The 19,318-nt window shown below is 53.9% G+C and carries 15 protein-coding genes; 8 read left to right on the top strand and 7 right to left on the bottom strand.

All coding sequences use genetic code 11. The features are described from left to right. Positions 1 to 33: 33 nt before the first annotated feature. The 6 genes from Q0721_RS06925 to Q0721_RS06900 all read left to right on the top strand — a co-directional run bounded on the left by Q0721_RS06925 (position 34) and on the right by Q0721_RS06900 (position 8,247). Entirely contained in the window at positions 34 to 1,071 is a 1,038-nt protein-coding gene (locus Q0721_RS06925) for a BMP family ABC transporter substrate-binding protein (RefSeq protein ID WP_299027376.1), read from the top strand. 172 nt (positions 1,072 to 1,243) lie between these two features. Beyond that, positions 1,244 to 2,800, top strand: a complete 1,557-nt coding sequence (locus Q0721_RS06920; RefSeq protein WP_299027374.1) for an ABC transporter ATP-binding protein — start codon at positions 1,244 to 1,246, stop codon at positions 2,798 to 2,800. 22 nt (positions 2,801 to 2,822) lie between these two features. Then, positions 2,823 to 4,109, top strand: coding sequence for an ABC transporter permease (locus Q0721_RS06915; RefSeq protein ID WP_299027372.1), 1,287 nt, complete (start codon positions 2,823 to 2,825; stop codon positions 4,107 to 4,109). Between the two features lie 3 nt (positions 4,110 to 4,112). Beyond that, on the top strand, positions 4,113 to 5,384 hold the full coding sequence (locus tag Q0721_RS06910; RefSeq protein WP_299027369.1) for an ABC transporter permease: 1,272 nt from the start codon (positions 4,113 to 4,115) through the stop codon (positions 5,382 to 5,384). A 488-nt stretch (positions 5,385 to 5,872) separates the two neighbouring features. Continuing rightward, positions 5,873 to 7,147: a transcription termination factor Rho gene (gene rho / locus Q0721_RS06905; RefSeq protein WP_299027366.1), complete on the top strand. Its 1,275-nt coding sequence runs from the start codon at positions 5,873 to 5,875 to the stop codon at positions 7,145 to 7,147. Then, the gene (locus Q0721_RS06900; protein WP_299027364.1) at positions 7,144 to 8,247 is read left to right on the top strand and encodes a M23 family metallopeptidase; all 1,104 of its coding nucleotides are present in this window, start codon (positions 7,144 to 7,146) and stop codon (positions 8,245 to 8,247) included. The genes rho and Q0721_RS06900 overlap by 4 nt, the downstream gene beginning before the upstream one ends. Before the next feature lie 18 nt (positions 8,248 to 8,265). Here Q0721_RS06900 and priA read toward each other — a convergent pair whose 3' ends face one another. The 3 genes from priA to Q0721_RS06885 form a co-directional block, all read right to left on the bottom strand. Further along, on the bottom strand, positions 8,266 to 10,785 hold the full coding sequence (priA, locus tag Q0721_RS06895) for a primosomal protein N' (protein ID WP_299027361.1): 2,520 nt from the start codon (positions 10,783 to 10,785) through the stop codon (positions 8,266 to 8,268). Between the two features lie 5 nt (positions 10,786 to 10,790). Then, positions 10,791 to 11,636 carry an AmmeMemoRadiSam system protein B gene (gene amrB, locus Q0721_RS06890; RefSeq protein ID WP_299027358.1) on the bottom strand — a complete coding sequence of 282 codons (846 nt, stop codon included), beginning with the start codon at positions 11,634 to 11,636 and terminating at the stop codon, positions 10,791 to 10,793. 100 nt (positions 11,637 to 11,736) lie between these two features. Next, on the bottom strand, positions 11,737 to 12,678 hold the full coding sequence (locus Q0721_RS06885; RefSeq protein WP_299027355.1) for a protoglobin domain-containing protein: 942 nt from the start codon (positions 12,676 to 12,678) through the stop codon (positions 11,737 to 11,739). Between the two features lie 162 nt (positions 12,679 to 12,840). Here Q0721_RS06885 and Q0721_RS06880 point away from each other — a divergent pair, with 162 nt between their 5' ends. After that, a complete protein-coding gene (locus Q0721_RS06880; protein ID WP_299027352.1) occupies positions 12,841 to 13,164 on the top strand; it encodes a cupin domain-containing protein in 324 nt (107 codons plus the stop codon). A gap of 4 nt (positions 13,165 to 13,168) precedes the next feature. Here Q0721_RS06880 and Q0721_RS06875 read toward each other — a convergent pair whose 3' ends face one another. The 4 genes from Q0721_RS06875 to Q0721_RS06860 all read right to left on the bottom strand — a co-directional run bounded on the left by Q0721_RS06875 (position 13,169) and on the right by Q0721_RS06860 (position 18,189). Beyond that, positions 13,169 to 15,673 (bottom strand): right-handed parallel beta-helix repeat-containing protein, encoded by a 2,505-nt coding sequence (locus Q0721_RS06875; protein ID WP_299027349.1) that lies wholly within the window; start codon positions 15,671 to 15,673, stop codon positions 13,169 to 13,171. Between the two features lie 48 nt (positions 15,674 to 15,721). Next, complete coding sequence (locus tag Q0721_RS06870) at positions 15,722 to 16,459, bottom strand: amino acid ABC transporter ATP-binding protein (RefSeq protein ID WP_299027346.1); 738 nt, start codon at positions 16,457 to 16,459, stop codon at positions 15,722 to 15,724. Positions 16,460 to 16,462: 3 nt separating this feature from the next. Continuing rightward, positions 16,463 to 17,266, bottom strand: coding sequence for an amino acid ABC transporter permease (locus Q0721_RS06865; protein ID WP_299027343.1), 804 nt, complete (start codon positions 17,264 to 17,266; stop codon positions 16,463 to 16,465). An 80-nt stretch (positions 17,267 to 17,346) separates the two neighbouring features. Next, the gene (locus Q0721_RS06860) at positions 17,347 to 18,189 is read right to left on the bottom strand and encodes a basic amino acid ABC transporter substrate-binding protein (protein WP_299027341.1); all 843 of its coding nucleotides are present in this window, start codon (positions 18,187 to 18,189) and stop codon (positions 17,347 to 17,349) included. 109 nt (positions 18,190 to 18,298) lie between these two features. Here Q0721_RS06860 and Q0721_RS06855 point away from each other — a divergent pair, with 109 nt between their 5' ends. After that, on the top strand, positions 18,299 to 19,318 hold the full coding sequence (locus tag Q0721_RS06855; RefSeq protein WP_299027338.1) for a lysylphosphatidylglycerol synthase transmembrane domain-containing protein: 1,020 nt from the start codon (positions 18,299 to 18,301) through the stop codon (positions 19,316 to 19,318).

The raw sequence follows: 19,318 nt of genomic DNA, 5'->3' as shown, positions 1-19,318 counted from the left end.
AAATCCCCAATTTGGTAAGGAGGAGAAATTCAAATGCAAAAGAAGTTGTACCTCATTTTTTCTGCACTGATTGTGCTGGCACTGGTGCTGGCAGCCTGCCAACCTGCAGCCACCCCCACTCCCGCCACCAAGAAAGCAAAAATTTGCCAAGTAACCGATGTCGGCGGAATTGACGATAAATCCTTCAACGCCACTGCCTGGAAAGGTGTGGAAGACGCTATTGCCAAACTGGGTGTTGAGGGAAAATACCTCGAATCTCAGCAGCAGACCGACTACGAGAAAAACATCAACGCATTCATTGAAGAAAAATGCGACCTCATTGTCACTGTAGGCTTCCTGCTCGGTGATGCGACCAAAACCGCCGCAGAGAAGAACCCGGATCAGAAATTCGCCATTGTAGACTTTGCCTATGACCCGCCGCTGAATAACGTCCTGGGCCTGACCTTTGCAACCGATCAGGCTGCTTTCCTCGCGGGTTATGCAGCCGCGGGCGTGACCAAGACCGGCAAGGTGGGCACCTTTGGTGGCATTCAGATCCCACCGGTCACCGTATTCATGGACGGTTTCGCGCTGGGCGTGCGCTACTATAATGAGAAACATGGCACTAACGTTGAAGTGCTGGGCTGGGATCCTGAAAAGCAAACCGGGCTCTTCACCGGCAATTTCGAAAGCACCGATGATGGTCGCCAAATGGGCTTGACGTTGATGGACGAGGGGGCCGACATCATCCTGCCCGTTGCGGGCCCGGTTGGGCTTGGAACGGCGGCTGCGGTGCAGGAACGCGGTAAGGCTTGGATCATCGGTGTGGATACCGATTGGACCGTCAGTGCCTCTCAGTACACTCCCATCATCCTCACCTCCATCATGAAGCGCATGGACAATGCCGTTTTTGCCGCCATCGAGCAGGTCCTCAATGGCACCTTCAAGGGTGGCGTCTACGTAGGCACGTTGGAGAACGAGGGCGTGGGAATTGCGAACTTCCCTGCTGGTGTGATCTCCGATCAACTGAAAGCTGAGTTGGATCAGGTCAAGGCAGACATCATTGCCGGCAAGATCAAGACCACACCGTAAGCCAATAAAGTGCAAGTCTGTGAGGGGCTGAGCTCTCAGCCCCTTTTTTTCTCCCACGAGCATTTGAGCCTGAGGTTGTTTATTATTTTAATACAACCCCATAGCCTATAAACCAGACCATTTCTCAGACATTATGGTAAAATTGTAACAACTTTTCTGGCTTGGAGTTCCAATGACCCCTATTCTCGAGCTACGTGGGATTACCAAGCGTTTCCCCGGTGTCTTAGCTAACGATCATATTAATTTGACCCTTGAAAAAGGTCAAATTCATGCTCTGCTGGGGGAAAACGGCGCAGGCAAGACCACGTTGATGAATATTCTCTACGGGCTGTACCAACCCGATGAGGGCGAGATTTTCATTAACGGGAAGAAGGTAATTATTCATTCTCCCGCAGATGCGATTGCCCAGGGGATCGGCATGGTTCATCAGCACTTCATGCTAATCCCGGTCTTTACGGTTACCGAAAATGTCATGTTGGGGGAGGAATCCACCCGCTTTGATGGATTCCTGGATCGTGAGCAGGCAGCTGCTCGAGTGCGCGCTATTTCGGAACAATACGGGCTGGCGGTGGACCCTGAAGCCTACATCAAGGATTTGCCCGTGGGTGTCCAGCAGCGCGTCGAAATTATTAAGTTACTCTACCGTAAAGCTGATATCTTAATCCTCGACGAGCCCACAGCCGTGCTCACACCCCAAGAGGTGGAAGAGCTGTTTGGCATCATGCGCTCTCTGGTGGAACAGGGAAAATCCATCATTTTCATCTCGCACAAGTTGCGCGAGGTGCTGGAAATTGCTGACCTGATCACCGTCATTCGCCGTGGGCGTGTGGTGGGCAGTGTTCGCCCTGAGGAGGCCGATCAATACCGTCTGGCCTCTATGATGGTGGGACGAGACGTACAGTTGGAACTGGAGCGTCCCCCTAGCGAGCCTGGTGAGCCGGTCTTAGAAGTGGAAAACCTGCTGGTGGCAGATGAACTGGGTCAACTGGCCGTAGATCATGTATCCTTTGATGTCCGTAGCGGGGAGATTCTGGGTATTGCCGGCGTGCAGGGTAATGGCCAAACCGAGTTGATTGAAGCCATTACCGGTCACCGTCATATCCTCGAAGGACGGGTGCGTCTCTTGGGACAGGATGTCACCAATGCCCCACCACGGATCATCACCGAACTTGGCACCGGTTACATTCCTGAAGATCGTCAACGCGATGGACTAGTGCTAGCCTTTCCGGTGATGGATAATCTGATTTTGCGCACTTACTACAAGCCACCTTTCGCCCGGGGCCGGCGCATGGAATGGGAAGTGATCCGCCAGCACGCAGAAGCCCTGGTAAAACAATATGACATTCGAACGCCAAGTGCACTGAGCCTTTGTAGCACGCTTTCAGGGGGTAATCAGCAAAAGGTGATCGTGGCTCGTGAGCTATCGCGCCCTATTCGTTTACTGGTGGCCGCTCAACCCACCCGCGGCTTAGACGTGGGGTCAATTGAATACATTCATCAGCAAATTCTAGAGAAACGCAGTCAGGGAGTGGCTGTGCTTTTGGCCTCTACCGAACTGGATGAGATTCTGCAACTCTCAGATCGGGTCGCCGTCATGTATAGGGGACAGATCGTGGCTATTGTGCCCGCTGCCGAAGCAACCAAGGACTATATTGGCTTGCTGATGGCAGGTGTGCCCGCCGAAGAGGCCCGCCAACGCGTCAGGCGTAAGCCAGTTGAAATTGGATAAGAACACGCAGGGAGGGAGTCCGTTGAGTTCTGAAAAAACACCCCAGTCACCGGATCTTGGCAAACTCGTGCTCGAAGAAATTAACCACGAGGCCGCTCCCCCACCCCAACCTGGTCAACGTAAACGTGGCATCCCCCAGAGCGTCCTAATCCCACTTCTGGCCGTCCTCACAGGGTTGATTTTTGGAGCAATTTTTATCATCGTGACCAGCCAAGAAGTCTATAGCGGCTTTGGGCAATCGTTTAGTGCCGGCTTGACAGCTATGTGGGACGTGGTAGCGCGTTCTTACACTGCGCTTTTCACCGGCGCCTTAGGGGACCCGGTGCGAATAATCAACGCACTCCAATCGGGTAACGCCTTGGAAATCCGCCGCGCCTTTAACCCATTTCTGGAGAGTCTGGTTACCTCTACCCCATATATCTTTGCCGGCCTGGCTGTTGCCTTGGGCTTTCGCGCCGGCGTATTCAATATCGGTGCCGAAGGCCAATTGTTTATGGGGGCTATTACCGCCACTTACGTGGGTTACAAGCTAGTTGGATTGCCGATGATCGTCCATTTGCCGCTGGCTTTATTGGCAGGTGCACTTGGAGGGGCTATTTGGGGCTTCATCCCCGGGTGGCTTAAAGCCAAAACCGGCGGTCATGAGGTCATTAACACGATCATGATGAACTACATCGCTTTTCGCCTGAGTGAATGGTTACTGACCGGCCCCATGAAGCGCCCGGGGTCGTTCAACCCGGTTAGTCCTGAGATTCAACCGTCGGCTTGGCTACCGCGCTTCTTCGAAGATCCCATCCGTTTCCATTTAGGCTTCTTTCTAGCATTGGGCATGGCCTATGTGGTGTACTGGTTTCTTTTCAAAACCACTTGGGGATTTGAACTGCGTACAGTGGGCAGCAACCCCTATGGCGCCAAGTATGCCGGCATGAACGTCACTCGCAACACCATCCTAGCAATGACCCTTTCAGGAGCACTGGCAGGGTTGGCTGGCGCCAATGAAGTGCTGGGCGTTAATCATTTTTTGGCCATGGCTTTCTCATCCGGATACGGCTTTGACAGCATTGCCCTGGCTCTGTTGGGCAACAATCATCCTGTAGGGGTTGTGCTGGCCTCCCTACTATTCGGCACTTTGCGCAACGGTGCCACGCGTATGCAACTTTCCGCTGATATCCCGATTGATATTATTTCCGTCCTGCAAGCCGTTATCCTGGCCTTCATCGCTGCACCTGCTATCATCCGCTCTCTCTACCGACTCCGTAAGCCCGCAGAAGGCGAAGGGCTGATTACCATCAAGGGATGGGGAGGATAAATCATGGCCACTACAACCAGTGCCTTTCACCGCAAAATTGAAGTTGTCTCCCCAACCCGCCAGCGGGTCATGGGGATATTGTTCATCCTCCTTGGGTTAATCCTAGTCTTCTTTTTTACCCCCGGGCTTTCCCAAGGACAAATTACGACCTTTGGCTTGTCATTAGCCACTTCAGACATCCAACTCCCTCCTTGGCAAGTGCATACGCTTCCCACCCTGTATGGACTAGCGGTTGCCAGCGCAATCCTCGGAGGCATCCAACTTGCTCGCGGCTTTGGCCGCTACACGAATTGGGTTCTGGGTCTTGTGGTGGGCTTCTTTATCTTTGGTTTCCTGGTTTGGGCCGCAGCCGGCAAATCGCTTAACCTAGTGGGAATGTTCAATACCACCCTTAGCCGTTCTGTGCCCATCACCTTGGGCGCCCTCTCCGGCATCTTGTGCGAGCGCTCCGGTGTTGTTAACATTGCCATCGAGGGCATGATGCTCACGGGCGCAATGGTCAGTGCCCTGGTAGGAAGTATCACGCAGAACGCCTGGCTGGGGTTGCTGGCTGCGATCCTGGCAGGCGCGCTACTGGCACTCGTCCACGCCGTGCTCTCTATCAAGTATAAAACCAATCAAATCGTATCCGGCACCGTTATCAACATTTTTGCTACCGGACTGACGTCCTATATTTCGGCAAAGTTTCTCCAGGTCAACCAGGCATTGAACAACCCACCCACTTTTGGCGGCACGCCGATTCCCCTACTAAGTGAGATTCCCATCCTGGGACCAGTGCTATTTAACAACAGCATTTTTGTTTATGTCATGTTTATCCTGCTGTTTGTTCTGAATGTTGCCTTGTTCCAAACCCGATGGGGATTGCGCCTGCGTGCAGTGGGCGAACACCCCAAAGCCGCTGATACGTTGGGGATTGATGTCTTCAAGACGCGTTACATGGCAGTAGTGCTAGGGGGAATGGTGGCCGGATTTGCGGGGGGTTACTTCACCTTGGGTTCGGCCGGACGTTTTGACGAAGTAATGACAGCGGGGCGCGGCTTTATTGGCTTGGCCGCTATGATCTTTGGCAACTGGAATCCTTTTGGCGCCTTCGGTGCGGGTTTGCTCTTTGGCTTTGCAGATGCCCTGGCTTCGCGTCTGGCCATCCTGGGAATTGCCATCCCCTCGCAGTTCCTCTTGATGGCTCCCTACATTGCCACCATGATTGTGCTGGCAGGTGTTATTGGACGTGCTCGTCCGCCAGCAGCCGATGGCATCCCCTACGAAAAAGAATAGCCCTCTTACCTTTGACCGTCAACAGTGCTGAGATCGGACACGCCTGTCCCAACCCCAACAGGCCAAGGGCGTCAGCAGACGCCTGTTCAATACCACGCTTGGATGGACAGTCTGCCACGCAAACCCCAGAGACACCAGTAAAGTCGCTACTTAAAGCCGCTGCTAAATCGGAACCATTTAGGGCTTGTATCTAATGGATAAGCATTTGAGGTAACCGCTGAGTAAAATACGCAAATGATATTGAGAAAGCATAAGCCGGTTTCATTTCTCTCTCACAGACGGGCGAGGCCGTTGTGCTTGCATTCAATAGTGCCCCGTGTTATAATTTGGGCACTCCACAGAGTGAGCGTGACGACCAAGGGGGCCGCTTAGAATATCTTCCTAGGCAATGTAAATTTAGACATCAGCGGCTTTACGGTAACGCTCCTCCACAGGCGTGATATCACCTAAACCAATTCCAAAATCCCAATTCATACGGACAAGCCCATATGAAGTTCCTTGAACTTGAAAAAGCCACGCTGGCCGATCTGCGCCAGATCGCCAGAGAAATGAATATCCCCAACGCTTCGCGCATGAAAAAGGAAAACCTGATCCTGGCCATCCGCCAAGTTGAGGCCGAGCGGGAAGGGCTGGAGGTGCGTGGCGGCATCCTCGAAATCCTGCCGGAGGGCATTGGCTTCCTGCGCAAAAACTATCAAATTGGCCCGGACGATGTCTATGTCTCTCAGGCCCAATTACGGCGCTATGATCTGCGCATGGGCGATCTGGTCATCGGAGTTGTGCGTCCTCCCCGCGAGGCTGAACGCCATTATGGCTTGGTAAGAGTCGAATCCATCAACGGCATCTCACCGGAGGAGGCTCGTGACCGCCCGGTCTTCGAACGGCTCACCCCCATCTTCCCTAACAAACGCTTTGATCTCGAAACCGACCCCACTATTCTCTCCACCCGCCTGATCAACTTGATTGCCCCCATCGGGCGGGGACAGCGCGGTCTAATCGTCTCGCCACCCAAAGCAGGTAAAACCACCATTCTGAAACAAATTGCCAATGCCATTTCCACCAAGTACCCCGAAGTCCATCTCATCATCGCGCTGATCGGTGAACGTCCTGAAGAAGTCACCGACATGGATCGCTCCGTGGAGGCTGAAGTGGTAGCTTCCACCTTCGACGAGCCGGTGACTTCGCATGTGCGGACGGCTGAGATTACTCTGGAGCGTGCCAAGCGCCTGGTGGAGATTGGACGGGATGTCGTCATTCTCCTGGACTCCCTCACCCGACTGGCCCGCGCCTACAACCTAGTTGTGACCCCTTCTGGGCGCACGCTCTCAGGTGGGATGGATCCTTCTGCCCTCTACCCACCCAAGCGTTTCTTCGGTGCAGCACGTAATGTTGAGGAGGGGGGCTCCCTGACCATCATCGCCACAGCCTTAGTGGATACGGGCTCACGGTTGGATGACGTGGTATATGAAGAATTCAAAGGTACTGGTAACATGGAATTGCACCTTTCACGTCGCCTGCAGGAACGCCGTATCTTCCCGGCCATTGATATTGAGCGTTCGTCAACCCGACGTGAAGAACTTTTGCTTGGCCCGGACATTTTGCAGCGCGTCTGGCTCATGCGGCGCATGTATCTGCAAATGATCAGCCCGCCCCCACAAGGTGCAGGCATGGACCCAGCAGTTGCTACTGAGGCCATTCTACAACGCATGCTCCGCACAAAGAATAACATGGAGTTTCTCGAAACGCTGACGGAGGAATTGTGACCCAAGTCGCCCCAACCCGCGCGCCCCGGTCTCAGGAGACTTCGGAGGGAACTTCATCGCGTTGGCTGGCATCCTTACTCTGGCTGGTGGCCGCTGCCATGGTAGCGCTAGCAGCATTTCTGATCGTCCAGCACGTGACCGCAGCGACCGCATCCTCTTTTGTCGGGGAACTCACCAACGTCCCCGAATTGCCCTCGAACAGTGGTGAGGCTGTTTTACCCCCACTTGAAGCATCGTTGGCGCAAGATTACATCACCCGTGTGGCCAACCCGCACACAATTGTCGTCTCTCAACCTCGCGAAAGCGCTCTCATCTACGAGGTACAGAAGGGCGATTCCATCTTCGGGATTGCCAAGAAGTTTAACCTCAAACCCGAGAGCGTCTTATGGGCTAATTACGACGTACTGAATGACGACCCTCACATGATTGAGGTGGGACTTAAACTGATCATTCCTCCCACCGATGGCGTTTACTATAAGTGGAAAGAGGGCGATACAATCGAATCGGTGGCCGCTTCCTTCCGGGTTAAACCGGAGGATATTCTACTCTGGCCAGGGAACAAACTAGATATCACCAATCCGGTTATTGAGCCTGGACAGTACGTCATGGTTCCCGGTGGGCGACGTGAGTTCCGCACCTGGGTTGTGCCCAGCATCCCCCGCGGCCCGGCTGGGGTCAATAAGAGCATCCTCGGTCCGGGAGCATGCGATACCGGACAGGGCGGCGCCTATGGCAGCGGTACCTTCATTTGGCCTACCCCGCAGCACGTGCTTTCCGGCAATGACTATTGGGATGGTCACCTAGCCATTGACATTGCTGCCGGCGTCGGCGATCCGATTTACGCGGCAGATAGTGGCGTGGTGGTCTATGCCGGTTGGATCAGCGGTGGGTATGGTAATATGGTCATGATTGATCACGGAAACGGCTATCAGACTCTGTATGCGCATCTGAGCGCTATCCGCGTTGGATGTGGCGCCAGTGTGCGTCAGGGGCAAGTCATCGGTCTAGCGGGTAGTACGGGCCGATCCACCGGACCACACCTCCACTTTGAGGTTCGCTACATGGGCGGGTTTGTCAACCCCTGGTACGTATTGCCGTAAACTCTGGCCCCAGAACAACTAGAGCAAGCTTGGCGGGTCCACTTCGACCCGCCAATCTCTTAACTCGGAGAGATACGCCCGCAAAAAAGCCATTGGTTCATCGCCCCGCAGGATAATATGCCAACGGTAAAGACCTTCTAGACGAGCGTAGAAACACGGCGCTGGCCCAATTAGTTCACAACGAGGTTTTCCGCTTTGTGCTAACCAGCGACGGAGACGCTCGGCCAGCCCTTCGGCTTCTCGAGCCGCTATTTCCGCTTCTCGATGGCGAAACTCCAAACGCACCAGCCGGGCAAAGGGCGGATACCCCGTTTCGCGCCTGAGAGCCAATTCATGTTGGTAAAATCCCTCATAATCGTGTTGAGAAGCAAACCGAATCGCGTAATGATCCGGCTGGAAGGTCTGCAAAATGACCCTTCCTCCCAAAGGCCCACGCCCGGCGCGCCCCGCCACCTGGGTCAGCAATTGAAACGTACGCTCAGCGGCACGAAAATCCGGCATTGAAAGCCCCACGTCGGCAAGAATAACTCCCACGAGGGTGACCAAGGGAAGGTCTAACCCCTTGGCTAACATTTGCGTACCCACCAAGACGTCGGCTTGATGACGGCTAAAATGGGTCAGGATGAGGTCTAATGCCCCCCTAGTACGGCTGGTAGATGAGTCCATGCGCAGCACACGGAGATGTGGAAACATCCTTAAAAGCTCTCGCTCTACCCGCTCTGTTCCCAGACCGTACTGGCGGAATTCGCGGCTTCCACACTGCGGGCAGATGTCCGGCATCTGACGGCGGTAATTGCACCGATGGCAGATTAACCCCTGCGGTTCAAGATGGAGGGTGAGGGGAATATCGCACCGCGGACACTTGAGCACGTAACCACACTCGCGACAGAACACATAGGTTGCCGCACCCAGGCGATTTAGAAAGAGAATGGCCTGTTGACCCGCCCGCGTGATCTGGTCAAGGCTTTCCAGTAGGATGCGGCTAAAGATGGAGCGATTCCCTGCTTTGAGCTCCTGCCGCATATCCACAATTTTGACCTCTGGCATTGGGGCGGTCTCCACCTTGCTCATATGGCCTTTGAGGGAATGCTCCACCCGCACACGCAAGGGCAACCGCAAAAGCGGCCATCCCTCTTTTTGAGCACGATAGAACAAAGCTATTTCTGGTGTTGCTGAACCCAGCACTAGCACACTTTGGGTAAGGCGGGCGTATTCAATAGCCGCTTGAACCGCGTGATAGTAAGGCGGTGTTTCTCCTTGGTAGTAAGAAGGCTCGTGGCATTCATCTACAATGATGAGCCCCAAGCGCTCAAAAGGGGTAAACAAAGCACTGCGCGGGCCAATAATGACCGCAAGACGCCCTTCACGGGCACGACGCCAGGTATCATAACGCTCACCAGGTGACAGACGCGAGTGAATCACACCCACTTTCCCCGGAAAGCGGGCCATAAAACGCCGCACCACCTGAGGGGTCAGGGCAATCTCGGGCACCAGAACAATGACCTGCCGGCCTTGCGCCAGAGCCTCGGCAACAGCTTGCAAGTAAATTTCAGTTTTTCCCGAACCGGTAACCCCAAACAACAGGATGGGCTTAGCATTTGAGCGTTCCGGCTGATGCATAGCCTGGTAAATAATTTCCCATGCCCGTTGCTGATCCTCAGTTAGGCTCATAGATCCAATGGATTCACCTTCCAAGCGAATGTTCTCCAAAGGATCACGCCAGACCTCCGTCTCGCTGAGATGGATCAACCCCATTTCGGCTAGGCGCTCCAAGTCATTCAGGTTTCCCCCACTCACAGCATACAGCCAGGTCACCTCTAGCGGCCAGGGCTCCTTGAGGAGAAAACGCAATATCGCCTGGCGTCGTGCCAGCGCTGCTGAGCCCTGCCGCCCAAGGTGGGGTAATGCAGCTTCAGCTTCTTCTGGCGAGCAGGCCAATTGGGCGGTGCGCACTATTTTGGGGCGAACAGAAGGAGGCGGCAAAACCGGCTCTGCACGCAGAAAACCCTGCCGCACCAGGCGCCGTGCCACCGTCCGCCAATCTCGGTACGGTAAAGCCGCATCAATTTGCCGCCCCCGCAACGGCCCCCGCCGCATCAACAGGTGCACAAGGGCCTTTTCGGTAGCTTTCGCCTCGTTTACTTCCGCGGGACCAACCCAGATGTAGCGAACATCAGCCTGTTGTGATAACCCCGGAGGCAACATGGCAAACAGCACACTATTCAATGGTGAGAGCGTTTCAGCGCTAAGGATGCGGGCCAGTTCAATCTGCGCCGCTGTGACCACAGGGCGCTCATCTAAAACCCCTTCAATCTCCCGTGTAGCCCGTCCCTGAAAAGAAGGGGACTCTGCTATTACAATGCCATAAACTCGACGCTCTCCAAAAGGCACAATCACCAAACTGCCTGCATGCACCCGCCCCAACAGATGAGAGGGAACTCGATAATCAAACACCCCTCCTATGCCAGGCAGATCAACAGCAATTTGAACGCAAGTAAGAGTTTCGGGAAGCGATGAGGAAGCCAAGGCACCCAGCACTGTGATTAGCGGCGCAAAATTGCAGCCGCACCATAGCCCACCACAGAGGTGGTATCCCCTGTGGTGTCCGCTGAAGTGGTGTAATCCAGAATTTCAACGTGACTAGCCCCCAAGGCTTTGGCAGCAATCATCACCGTTACCACGGCTGCCACACCACACGCAAAGCCGGTTCCATTTTCTTCGGCCTGAAGCACCCCCTCCGGAGAAAATCGGGCAATTTGGCGCAGCATCTCACCATCTAGACGACGCGCCACTTTTTCGGGATAGAAATGGGATAGATCCGTGCTCGCTACGAGTAGATAATTGTGATCACGCACAATCTCTGCCAACGCCTGACCCAGAACACGCAGCAACGCTTCATGTTTACTGCGAAGCATGAGCGGAAGCAGTCTGAATGGTCCCCTTAGAGCGCGTTGAAGGAACGGAAGTTCAATCTCCAGCGAATGCTCATCGTCGTTGGCAACTGGTGTTATCCCTACTTGAAGCCTTTCCTGTAGGGTCTTGTTCAGTTCGGTGAGTAGGTTGTGATCAACCTCAATGATCCCTAAGGGGGTCTCATACATGCGATGAGCCGTAGTCAACACTGGTGCCGGATGAAAGCGATGATAAGGAGAAACCACAACGACCAAGTCACGTTTCTGATCGAATACACTTTTGAAAGCGTAACCCGCCGTGCGCCCCGAATAGCGATGACCAGCATGAGGAGCGATCACCCCCACAACCTCCCCCACTAAAGGAGGCAATTTAGCCTCTGCCAGGTAACGATCCACCTGTGCAGCCAGTTCGGCGGGATCACCGCTGTACCATAGACCCGCAATAGGCGAAGGACGTACCTCCGAAATCACGGTCATCGTAATCCTCCATATCTAGTATTTATTATAACCAGTCATCCAGAGGATTCAATGACCTTCGCTCGCTTTGGCATCCTGATTTATCAAACAACAGCTGCCCCTATCGCCCCGGTGGGAAGATGGCCACTTGATCAGCACCTTCCAGACGCCATTGATCTTCGGTCATAAAGGCAATGTCACGTCCGTTACGAAGTACCCGCCAACCCGCGCGCGGCCGGTAGATCCGTTCCACCTCCATCCAAGGATTGCCACGTGCGTCGTCATGATGTTGACTCTCCCACACAATTTCCAGGGTTTCGGAGCGGGCATGTGGATAATAGTTGAAAAACTTGCGCAGTACTTCAAGAACACTCTGACCCGAGTAAAAACCAATTTCTAGCGTGTCGCACCCAATCAATGAACGCAACCGGCCGTAAACAGTAACTTTGACCTTTTCCTCCCCTTCCGTCAAGGCCAGTGCACTCCGATAGCCCTGGAGCATCATCTGGAGGTGTAAGATAAACACCTTGTTCCAGCCCGCCAGAGCCCGCAACTGGACATCTGTCCTCACCTCGGCTTGCTCCAGGATTCGAGCAAAAGCCGCCGTCATCAGGGCAATGCTTCCGACAACATACAGACTGGGAATGTGGAGGCGACGCCGCCCATGGCCAGCATGTACCTGACCTGCACGGAACAGATAACGAGCAAAATCGTGGCTAAAATCCAGTCCCAGAGTGCGCGCTAACCATACGGCAAAGAAACGGCGACGTTCTGCCAAATGTTGAGGATCCGCCCCACCGCTCCACCCAAGCAAAGCTGCCGTCTCAGGGAATGCTTCTAGATAGGCATAATTTTCAACAATCAGGTCATAACCGCGTTGAAACAGCGGCTCGATGGTTCCCAACATGGCTTGCAGGTCGTCTTCATCAAGGTGAAGAAAGGCTCTCAAGTGATCCCAAGTTTCTTCAGGGGACGGATCTAACCCGCGCAATTCCCAAATTTGCGCTTGGCCTTCAGGGGCAACCGAGGTCGCTACCTGCCACGTCAAGTCCTTGGTGACCATAAACAACCACCTTTCTGGGTAATCTGAATATTTTTTATTTATTATATGATATGCCACACGGATAAGTTTGCGATAACGCAAAGAGGGAAATTTGCGCCAGTGCAATACTAAGCGCACAACTCCGGTGTATAGTTTTTCCATCCTGCTTTGAGGTTATCCCCCATGAACAAAACTTATACTCTGTTTGAGGATTTGGTTTCCCTTACTCCTACCCTCCCAGCAGATAGCATCCTCAGCCGCACATTGCTTCAGCACCCACGCCTCAAAGTTACCCTCTTTGCCTTTGCCGCTGGACAAGAGCTTTCTGAACACGCCACTCCTATGCCCGCAGTTATTCACATTCTGGAAGGCGAATGCGATCTAAGGGTGAGCGGAGATGATTACACACTCCACGATGGGGCCTGGGTTTTTATGGAGGCCCATACACCCCATGCCCTCATAGCACGCACAGATCTGCGCATGCTATTACTGATGTTACCTGATTAAGACCTCAAGTAGAGTGAGGGGAAGAATTATCTTCTTCTGAGGGTTGAGCCTCTCTTCCCATCGGCGAGGCTGGCGCGGGCGAGGAAACGCTTGTTGCCCTCAGATACTGGCGGTAGCGCCAGTACCCCCACATCGCCCCCCCAACAACAATCAGCCCGCCTATCCACGCCGCCCACAATGGGCCGTTGTCTGAGGGAACGGGAGGCAAGGGAACTGAGGTAACCTTTGAGGTCTTAAGAGGAGCTGACGTAGGGGAGCCAACAGATACACCGAGAGATGGGGTCAAGGCTTCCTTGCCTGGGTACCCTTCACCCTGAGCAGGGGGACTACTGCTAGCCGTTGCATCCGGTGAAGGCACTGGATAACCTGCCGGTGTCAATGTTTGATCCAACGAAGGCCGTGGATACCCTACTACGGTTGACGTTTGATTGGGTAAGGGCAAGGGGGCTGGGGTGGGGGTAAATGCGAGGCTTGGCGTGAATGTCACTCCTCCGAAAGGCGTCCGTGAAGGGGTACGTGTTGCAAACAATGTGCGTGTTGGGGTCGGGGTACGCGTGCGTGTGGGTAGGAGCGGTCGGGTGGGTGAGCGCGTCCAGGTGAGAATCGGTGTGATGGTACGCGTGACTGTGCGAGTAAATGTCACACTAGGTGTCAGAGTGGGACTTGGGGTAAACGTCCATGTAATTGAAGGGGTCGGTGTTACCGGTCGCGCTGGTAACCCCACCACAAAAGGTAAATATTTAAGATCTCGGCTCAGGCTCGGCCGACCATCATTATCTATGTCAACTCGGATTTCTTTCTCGTTAGTTAGGCAGGTGGTGGTCTGTCCATTGCTCCCACCTGCTGCTAGGCCTGCCGGGCGTTGTCCCGTTGTATCCCAACCTTGGGTGATATTTGCTGCCGGATGATACCACCACAAAGGGTATAGAACCTGGTTCCCGCTTCCACAATAAAATGCTGACTCAATCTCCGTTACACACCCCGGCGTAAGATCATAGCGGAAGAAAAGACTGAGGGTTCCATTGGGAGCAGCATCCTCGGCCAGGAAAACATCCCAGTAACTGCTACAAGGGATGAGATCCTCCCCCGATCCCCCCGTAAACGGAACGTTAAGTGTGCTTCCGGCCCCATGCTCCACGATGTAAAGGTCGAAATCGGCTTCTCCGCTTCCATGCTGAAAAGCGATGCGATTGCCAAAGGCATAGCCCTTGTTCTCTGTTACAGCGACCTGCGTGGCACTCACACCGGGTTGATCAGCACGCCGCAGCACCGGGGCACCCAGAACTTTAATCGGGTCAACCTCACACTGGGAAACCGCTGAAGCAAGCGTGGAGCTCCACCCGAAAAAGTTATGATTCACCACTCCATGGTCATTACACTCCACTTGGGCTCCTGCACGGTTATCATACAGGTTATTCCCTACCGCCACAATACGCCCTGAGGATGCCCCGGCTTCACGGAAAATGGCATAGCCGCTGTTGCCCCGAATGTGGCTAAAGCGGATTGTGACCTGCCCCGCACCATCCAGGATCCGAAGAGCATCCTTCCCGTCCAAAAGGGTCACATACTCTATTCTCACCTCCCCTCCCGTTGGATTCACGATGACCAAATCCCGATTGGGAGAAACGCAAGAACCATCCTTGAGAGTCAGGTTGCGGAGGGTGACTCCACCCCCAATCTGGAGCATTGGCCGAGAACAATTGGGCCCTACGTAAGTCAGCGAGGCATTGTTCAACCCGCGAAGCGTCAGAGGCTTATCAATGATCACCGTCTGGCTTTTGATGCCATAGTCACCCAGGAGAAGGATCTGACCGCCAGCATCCACAGCATCAACGGCGTCCTTCAGGCTGGTGCCAATCCCCCCCACCTGGTCATCGCCGCTGTTAACGTAGCAGGGGCTAAATTGCCCGCAAGCCGTGGCATCGTTCGCCACATACGCTGGGGAGGCTTTGGGTACTATCCGCAGAAAGAGAAACAATTCCTGGGTTCGCACCCAGCCACTGCTTCCCCGCTCTAGCACGCGCAAGCGCAATGTGCCCGAGGAGGTGGCCGCAGAGCCTATACGAAAGGCAAAATCCAGGCCATCACCAAACTGACCTGCCGACAAAGTTACGCTGGCTCCATTTCTTAACTCATACCCTAGGGGAGCTGCTTCACATCCAGAAAGGTCACCCACTGTGTAGGAGAGATCGCTGATCAACCCACTTGGTGAAAAGATCACCTCAGGGACTGACCATGCTTGCGGGGTATAAACACACACCTGAACGTTGGGCGATTGAGCCGGATCATAGATTCCCAACAGGTAATTAGCGCGCACGTTCAGCCGCTGGCCTGCCGCACAACCGGTTTCCGGGCAAGCCACAGGATTGAGCAAGAACATACTGCTGAACTGAGTCGTCTGGGCTTGGACAATAGTATAGCCATCCAGATCCCCCCTTTCCAGAACACCCAGGCTCAAACCTAAAACCAGGATGAGCAAAACTCTAAAACGCTGCACCACCGGTTTCATCCAATCGTGTACTCCATTCCAACGTATCTCGCCAGCCAGCAAAATGCCTTAGTGGAGAACCTTGCTGAGAAAAGCACGGGTGCGTTCATGCCGTGGATTGTTGAACAGAATATCGGGAGGGGCCTCTTCAACAATCTGGCCCTCATCCATCAGGATTGCGCGATGGGCAGCTGCCCGTGCAAAACCGATTTCGTGGGAAACCACCACCATGGTCATTCCCTCACGCGCCAGGTTGAGCATGACGTCCAACACCTCCTGGATCATTTCCGGGTCCAAGGCACTGGTAGGCTCATCAAAGAGCATGATTTTGGGATTCATGGCCAGTGCACGCGCAATGGCTACCCGCTGCTGTTGCCCACCCGACAGTTGGGCCGGGTAATTGTGGGCTTTCTCGGGAATACCCACTTTGCGCAGGAGTTCCATGGCAATCGCCTCGGCTTCTTCTTTTTTGCGCTTACGCACGATGCGCTGCGCTAGGCAGATATTCTCCAACACCGTCAGGTGTGGGAAAAGATTAAACTGCTGGAAAACCATGCCCACTTCGGTGCGCACCGCATTAATGTTTTCAGCACTGTCCAGAGGAATACCATCCACAATAATCCTACCTTCATCAAACTCTTCCAGTCGGTTGATACACCGCAGCAAGGTTGATTTTCCAGACCCCGAAGGCCCAATAATCACTACCACTTCCCCTTTATAAACATCCAGGTTAACCCCCCGCAAGGCATGAACATGCCCAAACCATTTATGTACATTCTCAATATGGATAATGGGTTCTCGCTCCATACACTATTTCTCCAACCGTGTCCGATATTCTATCCAAGCCACCACTCGCGTTGCCAGCAGCGTCATCACCAAGTATAGCAGACTTACCATCAACCAGGTCTGCAGGGGAATGAAACTAGCAGCCATGAACTCGCGTCCTCGCCGAGTCAATTCGGGCACTGCCACAACACTGGTGAGCGAGGAGTCCTTCAGCAATGTGATAAACTCGTTACCCACCGGCGGCAAGATGACCCGCACTGCCTGAGGCAGGATCACGTATCGCATAGCTTGAAAGTAGGTCATCCCTAGGCTACGCGCGGCTTCCATCTGCCCCCGTGGAATACTCTGGATACCCGCACGGTAGACCTCGCTCATGTAGGCAGCATAACAAATGGTTAGTCCCAAAATGGCCATAGCCACCGGATTAGGCCGATAGTTTATTAGGGGTTGCCACCCCACCGAACGGCCAATATCTTGCACCAGCGAGGGAAAGGCAAAATACCAGAAAATCAACTGAACTAACACCGGGATACCCCGAATGACCTCCACGTAAATGGTCGCAATGCCCCGCAATAGCGTAAGTTTTGAAAGCCGAATCAGCCCTACGATCAGCCCTAGAAAAAGGACTAACGCAAAAGAAACCAACGTGACGTAGATAGTTACCTGAATGCCATCACGAACAAATAGAAGAATACGCCGAAAGGGGTCCGGTTGCAGGACAACCAGCGCCACTACGATCAATACAATGGTCAGAACCAACAGCCACCAGGGATCACGAAACCTTTTTGGAGATGGCAATTGAGCAGAGTCACGCGCAGGCAGATTCATGCGTAATCCTCACATGGAAGAAAATGGACAAAGAGGGCCGATGCTTTTGCGCATCGGCCCTGTAAAGCGAGTTGGAAGAATTATTGCGAGGCCAACCACTTCTGCTCAAGTTGCTGGATAAATCCCTCCTCCTTGAGCGCTTTCAATGCTGTGTTAATCTTGTCAACCAAGTCGGACCGATTCTTGCAGATGGCGATGCCGTAGGATTCTTCGGTAAAGACTTCCCCAACCGTGGTCAGTTTCTCCGGATTCTTTCCGATGAAACCTAAAGCGGTGGGATAGTCTGCGATGACTGCATCAATCTGGCCATTTGCCAAATCAAGAAAGGCCAGATCATACGTATCATAGGGCTTGAAGGTCACACCGGGGATTTTCTGAGCCTCAATGGCACCCGTCGTTCCCAGCTGTGCTCCTACGGTCATCCCCCCTAAATCATCTTTACTCTTGATGCGCGTTTCACCTTTACGCACCACCACAATCTGGCCCGCGTTAATATAAGGTTCAGAGAAAAGCATGGATTGCTTGCGCTCATCGGTGATCGTGATCGCGGCAATGGCTGCATCATACTGACACTCAGAAAGTCCGGCTAGCATTGGATCAAACGGAAGATTGGTCCACTCGATCTTAAACCCCGCCTTCTGAGCAATGGCGTTCATCAATTCCACGTCAAAACCGGTGAGTTCCTTGGTGGCTTCATCCACCAGTTCAAACGGCGGGAAAGTGGCATCAGTAGCTACACGGACTGTCATTTGAGTCGCCGCAGGATATGCGGTCGCCTGCGGGGCTGTCCCCTCGCTCGTAGGCGCCGGATAGCCAGCCTTTTCCCCTGCCGATGGAGTGGCAGGCGTGGCGGGCTGACAGGCAGCCAACAATAATCCTAAGATCACCACAAACAACATCCACTTAAGGCCATACTTTTTCACGGCGTCTCCTCCTTTTTCAATTTCGGGATAAATACACGAGTTTCAGCACAAATGGGCTAGAATTATTATACCATCGCCCAAACGCCTGCCCGCCAGATATAATAAGCCTGTGACTACAAATGCTGACTACGCTTCTTCGCCATCGCAAAACTTGCGTCAACACCTAGGCTTAGGGCTGATCCTGGGTTGTGTGGTCTTTTTGGGGCTGGCCCTATTTGGAGATATCCGTCAAGTAGGACAGGTGGTACAAGACTTTGATTGGCGCGTATATCCCCTAGCCCTGTTGCTTACCCTATTCAACTACACCCTGCGCTTTGTGAAATGGCATTATTATCTGCGTCTGGTAGGAGTCTCCACCCTGTCCTGGAAGCAAAGTTTTCGCCTTTTCGTGGCCGGCTTCCCACTGGCGGTCACCCCTGGAAAAGTTGGCGAGGTCCTCAAGGCTATCTGGGTAAATCAGAAAAGCGGGCTTCCAATTGCCAGAGGTGTATCTATCATACTGGCTGAGCGCATCAGCGATGGTTTGGCCGTGCTTATTCTTTCCACCTCAGGTGTTTTGGCGTATCCTCAGTACTGGCCCGCTTTTGCCTCAGTCGGATTACTTTTACTTGGGGGCATCATTATCTCCCAAATGCGTTCTCTGGTACTGGGAATTCTTAGTTGGCTGGACCGCTTGCGCCGACTTGATCGTCTTGTTCCGCCACTGCGCCAGTTCTACGAGGGGGCCTTTATCCTCTTTCGCCCTCGCTCAACTCTCCTGGCCGTCTCCCTAGGTAGCCTCTCCTGGCTAGGCGAGGGCGTGGGATTTTACCTTATCCTGTGGGGGCTGGGTATGCCAGCCAACACGCACACCGCCGGGCTCGCCATCTTCATCCTGGCGTTCTCAACTGTAATTGGAGCTGTATCCACCCTTCCCGGTGGTTTAGGTGCAGCAGAGGCCTCCATTGCCGGCATGTTGGTCCTCTTAGCCCATCTCTCTCAAGCGCAAGCCGCTGCCGCCACTCTGTTGATCCGCCTCGCCACGTTGTGGTTTGGCGTCTCTCTAGGGCTGGGCACGTGGATGCTCTCCCCTGACCTCCTGGGACTGAAAACCCGTCAGGAGCGGCTTGCCTCACCCGAACGGGAATAA

The sequence above is a fragment of the uncultured Thermanaerothrix sp. genome, from assembly GCF_938028735.1.
GTDB lineage: Bacteria > Chloroflexota > Anaerolineae > Anaerolineales > Anaerolineaceae > Thermanaerothrix.
This window is presented reverse-complemented; position numbering and strand designations above follow the sequence as displayed.